This is a genomic window from Oleiphilus sp. HI0125 (assembly GCF_001635355.1).
In genome coordinates this window covers 1-6,218 of the sequence record NZ_LWGF01001288.1, presented here as the reverse complement: position 1 = coordinate 6,218, position 6,218 = coordinate 1, and the positions used below count along the sequence as shown (strand labels likewise).

4 protein-coding genes are annotated in these 6,218 nt (G+C 43.1%); 2 read left to right on the top strand and 2 right to left on the bottom strand.

The genetic code is table 11. The features are described from left to right. Both A3762_RS22340 and mazG read left to right on the top strand, forming a co-directional pair. The coding region (locus A3762_RS22340) for a bifunctional (p)ppGpp synthetase/guanosine-3',5'-bis(diphosphate) 3'-pyrophosphohydrolase (protein ID WP_156493672.1) at nucleotides 1–1,300 on the top strand (1,300 nt) is incomplete at its 5' end. Then, on the top strand, nucleotides 1,266–2,186 hold the full coding sequence (gene mazG, locus A3762_RS22335; protein ID WP_082869299.1) for a nucleoside triphosphate pyrophosphohydrolase: 921 nt from the start codon (nucleotides 1,266–1,268) through the stop codon (nucleotides 2,184–2,186). The genes A3762_RS22340 and mazG, both read left to right, overlap by 35 nt. A 387-nt stretch (nucleotides 2,187–2,573) precedes the next feature. Here the strand turns inward: mazG and A3762_RS22325 are convergent, their stop codons facing one another. Then, nucleotides 2,574–4,718 carry an ATP-binding cassette domain-containing protein gene (locus tag A3762_RS22325; RefSeq protein ID WP_068757692.1) on the bottom strand — a complete coding sequence of 715 codons (2,145 nt, stop codon included), beginning with the start codon at nucleotides 4,716–4,718 and terminating at the stop codon, nucleotides 2,574–2,576. Further along, the coding region (locus A3762_RS22320; RefSeq protein WP_068757687.1) for an ABC transporter ATP-binding protein at nucleotides 4,715–6,218 on the bottom strand (1,504 nt) is incomplete at its 5' end. The genes A3762_RS22320 and A3762_RS22325, both read right to left, overlap by 4 nt.

Here is a 6,218-nt window from a genome sequence, read left to right as displayed (position 1 = left end):
TCCTTATGAATTTGATGATTACATAGCGAACCCGAAAGAAAACGGATATCGCTCATTACACACCGCTGTGGTAGGTCCTGGCGGTAAGGTCATGGAAATTCAGATCCGTACTCAAGAGATGCATGACGAAGCCGAGTTAGGTGTCTGTGCGCATTATCGTTACAAGGGAACTGACGTTAAATCAGGGTCGACTGGCTACGAAGACAAAATTAATTGGTTGCGCCAAGTTCTAGAGTGGCAAGAAGAAGTCGGTGATGTTTCAGAAATAGCGCAGCACTTAAGCGCTGATGTCAACGCCGATCGTGTGTATGTGTTTACACCAAAGGGGCATGTCGTCGATTTGCCAAACGGTGCAACACCCGTTGATTTGGCGTATCGCGTTCATACCGATGTAGGTCATGCTTGTCGCGGTGCAAAAGTGAATGGTCGTATTGTTCCGCTTACGTACCCTTTAAGAACTGGCGAACAAGTAGAGATTCTAACCTCCAACAATCCAGCGCCAAGTCGAGACTGGTTGAACCCGAGCCTCGGGTATATTCAAACGTCTCGATCCCGTGCCAAAGTCGTTCATTGGTTTAAGCAACAAGATCGTGACCATAATATCCAAGATGGCCGCGCCATTCTCGAAGATGAATTAAAACGCCTATCTATTGGTGATCTAGCCTTTAAAGATTTAGCGCAAGAAACCAAATTTGATAATGCGGATGATATGTTTGCTGCGATTGGCGCCGGTGATTTAAAACCAACGCAAGTTGCGCATGCGGCACAACGTTTATTGGCGCCAGAAGAACAGCAACTCAAGTTGAAGTTCGAGCCCAAGCAACGTCGTCAGCAAACGAAAGCAGATGATGATATTCAGATCCGTGGTGTTGGTCGCTTGCTGACGACCATGGCAAATTGCTGTAATCCCGTGCCAGGTGACCCGATTGTTGGATACATCACTGTGGGGCGTGGTGTATCGATTCATCGACAAGACTGCATGAACATGCTGCAGCTTGAGGATCATGAACCTAATCGCGTTATAGAGGTGAGCTGGGGGACTTCTCCCGATGCCGCTTATGATGTTGCGATTGAAATTCAAGCCTTTGATCGTGAAGGTCTATTGCGTGATGTGACCACGATCCTAGCCGATGAGAAAGTGAATCTGACAGGTGTAAATACCTTCTCTAATCAACAAGAACATACCGCCACCTTGATTCTAAATGCTGAGATTAAATCCTTAGATTCTTTAGGGCGCGTGTTAGCAAAAATAAAGCAACTTCCGAATGTCATCGAAGCGAGACGAAAACGCAATGCCTGATCCTTCGCCGCGCTATACCATTGAAGATTTAAAATATTTGATGGAGCGTCTGCGCGATCCAGAACGTGGTTGCCCGTGGGATGTAAAACAAACTTTTGAGAGTATTGTTCCCCATACTCTAGAAGAAGCCTATGAAGTAGCGGATGCTATCGAGCAGGGTGATCGCAATGAGATGCGTGATGAATTAGGCGATCTACTTTTCCAAGTCATTTTTTATGCACGCATTGCCGAAGAAGAAGGTAGCTTCGACTTTACGGATATCACTGATGCGATCATGACTAAACTGCTGCGCCGACATCCTCACGTCTTCCCAGATAAAGAGCTGCATGCCTATCACCCAGAGGGTACTCGCTTTACCGATGACCAAATAAAAGGGCAGTGGGATGCCATCAAAGCCGAAGAACGTGCTCTGAAAGCGAAGCTTGCCGAGCAGAGTGGTAAGCAAGACAAAACCTTTAGTATTTTAGATGACATTCCAGTTGCGTTACCGGCGCTAGGGCGTGCTGAGAAACTTCAACGTCGTGCCTCGAATGTTGGTTTTGATTGGGACAACATCGATGACGTGTTCGCTAAACTAGAGGAAGAGATCGGAGAAATTCGTGAGGTCTTAAACGAGGCAAAGGGACGAAGCTTACGTGACCCTGATATCCATGAAAAGCTGACGGATGAAGTGGGCGATTTGCTTTTTTGTGGTGTGAATTTATCAAGGTTCCTGAAAGTAAACCCTGATGAAGCCTTGCGTTCTTGCAACACCAAATTCACCTCACGATTCAATTACATCGAATCAGCTCTTTCAGAGCAAGGTAAGGCATTCGAAGACTGCACCCTAAAAGAGCTTGATCAGCTGTGGGATGAAGCGAAAAGACGTCAGACGTCGGACTTTTAATCTTTTCTTGTCGGCGGCGGTCGACAGCGTTTTAAGACCTTTGATGCCAAAGGTCTTAAAAATCTATACGCGCCTCAGCTCTTGGGGCCTGCGGTACCCCTAAAATCCTAGTTTCTACTCTTCTTTTCTTACTTTGGTACTTTCTTGTTCGCCCAAGAAAGTACCAAAGGAAGGCGTACCTGCTCTTAGGCCCTTCGGGTCCATTCGTGTCTTGGTAAAAAATGGCGCTGCGGAACTCGCTCTCTTCTTTCGCTCATACAGTCCTCGCTTAATCCATTTTTGACTGGCAGTCACTCATCCTTCGAGAAGGCGATTCCGCTACGATGAGTTTAGAGGTATGTAATACTCCATCCTATTTTTTCTATAAGAGTCCAGCACACACTTAAACTACAAAGTCTGAATCACTTTATCTGGCGAGCCAAAATACTTTTGCCCGCCTAGATCATCGAGTAATAAACATTCATTAAACGATGCAACGATGGCTTTTTCATTGGTCGCTGCGAGTACGGTTTTATTCTCGAGGGGACCTGATATGAGCGAAGTAACAATCTTGCCGAACTCATCTGCGCAGCCAAGTAAAGGTTCATCTAACAAATACAAGCTATGACGCATGTCTCCAAGGTTAATACAAAGCCGTAACAGCTGTTGAATTCCATTTGGCAGCTCGTTGATAAGTGATGGCGATAACAAGGTATTAACGCTTTGAGGAAAGTATTCGCTCAAGCCAAATAAGTCGACAGCCTCGCGCATATCTCTATCGCGCATAGTCCCGTTATATAGCTCAAAGTTTTCCTTCATCGTCCCATAGAAAAAATGACTTTCAAAAGGCACGTATTTAACAGACCGACGATAGCGATAATTATTAAATTGATGGATATTATAACCCTCGCACAATACCGTTCCTTGATAGTTTTGCTCAAGATTACCAAGTACTTTTAATAAACTGGTTTTGCCGCAGCCGGGTGGTCCAACTATGGTGACTTTACTGCCCGCATTCACTTTGAATTCGAGATTAGTTAAGCCTTTAGTACTGCCTGAATAACGATGAGTCAGGCCATGCACTTGAATATTGCCGCTTACTTGATCGATAGGTGGGCTTTTTTCTAGGTTCTGGCGATCATCATCCAAGGACATCAATGCATTCACTTGACGTGCAGAGCTTTGAATCGATTTAAAACGGGTGATTGCATTGAATACTCCCATAATTGGTGTTAATGCTTTCCACACCAAAATAATGATTACAATCATTGCGCTCGGTTCATTTAAACCTTGCATCACGGCTAACACCGCGATCACTATACTTAATGTGCCGATGACTTGCGTCATTACTTGACCAGTATTCTGGATCCGCGAATTAGTGATCGCTACATGGTTGGAATCATCTAAACTCCGTGATTGTGCAGCCCCAAAACGTGATTCTATTACTTGTATTAGGGGCAAACCTTGAATAGAAGCCAATCTAGTGAACAGCTCATTCCATTGATGAGAGACCATCGCATTTGCACGTGAGTTTTGCGAGGTGGCTCGTTCATAACTTTGGCGTGCGTAGAGACAGTAAAGCAGCATGATGATAACACCTGCTACAACAGCTACAGCTGCGAGCCCAGAAAGCAGCATGATGGCAATTAGAAATACTAAGATAAAAGGGAAATCGAAATAAGAAAGCGTTGATTCTGCAGTCACCAATTTTCGAAACTGATCAATATCTTTTAGACGTGCAAGTTGTGCAGAAGCCCTTGCGCCAGTCGTCAGAGCATAGGGCAGCCAGAGTAATTTTGATGTGACGGTATATGCGATATAGATGGCAAGATCTTGTCCTGAATTATTCAGAATATCCAAGCGCATTCTCTTGAATTTGTATTCCAAAAGCGCGGTTATAATAGATCCCGCTGTTAGCCAAGCGAGGCTTGAAAGAGAACCTGAAGTTAATGCGAAGGTGTAAATGATCATGATAAAGAAAGGGTTGACTGCACCCAAAATACTCACGATAAAACTGAGCATTGTTAGTTGGTGTAACTCACGGTTATAGCGATAAAAACAATACTTTATCCAGTTGCTTTTGTCTTGGCTCTCAGGCGGAGGCTCGCGAAACAATTTGGAATAACGCGAGATGTGAATGATCGTATAATTCTGCTCATCAGCCTCTTTATAGAACAAATTGTCATTGCGGTAGTCATAGATGCATAGTTGCTGTTTCTCGAGGTTATACTCGATCAGAATACCGTTAAACCCAATACATGAGATCCAACAAGGACTGTCAATTTTAGCTAATCTCTCCCGTGTGACACCATCCTCGTGCTCAGGGCTATAACCTAAACGTGTAAGTGTGTTCGTGAAAGCTTCATGATCTTCATTGGTGGGCAAAAATGCATCGGCTAAAATACCAGGTGTTCCTTCCCAGCCTAGTGCGACTAAGCTAAAAGCGATTCCACGAGAAATTGGGTGTGCCTCAAAGTAATTTTCACCTAAGGGACTATTTGCAAATTGATGCAGACGTTGTTCAACTTCGTCAAAGGCAACTAAGGTATTCATGCAATGATATCCTTATTTATATCGTTTTTGTTTTGATGTTTTGGTTCTATGTTCCTCGCTTGATTCTTTAACGATCGTTGAGGTAAAACGATATGCTCAAGTTTTGGGTAGATTTCGTGAAGCCGATTGGATACAAAAATACAGATAAAAGCATCTGAGCGCGGACGAATACAGGTGACCAAGTTTTTAACAAAACGGGTGTCATAGATTAGGTCCAGATCATCAATGATAATGATCGATTTACGACTCAAAACAGCACGAATAATAACCAATGCATAAATAACTTGACGAGGCAATGGAACGGTATTTGTCGAGCGAAACTCTGTATAAAACCCCTGCCTTAGCTCATCTATGGTGTGCTTGATTTGCATTGCTTCACAAAGCGCATAAGCGGCTTTATGCAGTGCGGGTTGGAAACATGTAATGTTGTCTATGATTGTCCCTTCAATAAAGCTTGAGCTACGGTTAATATGAATCACTTGTTCACGCCATATTTTATAAGGGATATTCTGAATAGGTTTGCCGTTTGTCTTAATGGACTCTGCGTGTTCCTCCCGTTCACGTGTAATGCATTGAGAAAGGTAGGTCTTACCGCTACATGAAGGACCACTCAACACGCATAACTGGCCGAGCGCCAAGGTTTTGTTAAAAGAGGGAACCTCTAAATTTATTAGTCTTAGATTTGTATCCGTCTGATTCACTGTAAATTCATCGAGCTCAAGAAGTTCGTTTAAGCGATTAAGGTATACCTCATTGATTTTCCAGCGCGATAAGGTGTGCATAATTTGTTGATAAGGTGCGAAATAACGATTTGTTAATAGGATGACCGCCGCCATCACACCTTGGCTGATATCCTGGCTAATGACTGATACTGCGCAATGAACTACAACTAATGAAACAGTAACGTGTTGGATCAAAGTGAGCATGAGATTGAATTGAGAATCTAGTTCTTCATATTCAGTGCTCCGACGTTCCCGCGTTTTGACCAAATTCGACATCAAATTTTCCATACGCATTTCCATAGCGCTGGCTTTTAGATTGGTGGGATTGGAAACAATTTCAAGAACTTTCGAGTTGGTTTGTCCTTCATAATATGATTTTTTAGGGAGCGTATTGATTTTCGATTTTGAAAGGTGGCGTGCAAACAAGAAAAGAATAAATGAGGCCGTTAATACGGTTAGGCCCGCACCTGTATCTATGAAATATATAACGATTATTGTTATCGCACTGGTTAAAGCATTTATGCTCGCTTTAATGCTATCGCCACCAAAGAAGTTTTTGATAGCGTGAATCATCGAAATTCTCTCTAGATATTCTCCACTCGAGAGCTGACTGAAACGAGATAAATTTGCATGTGAGATCGCATGGAATATGCCTTTTGTAATATGCGATTCAAAGCGTTTTATTTGAAGGGAAACAAATACTTGCTCTATTTGACTGATAATGCCATCGAGAATCACTGCAAGCAAAATAATAATAAACAATAGCCAAAGTGAAGAT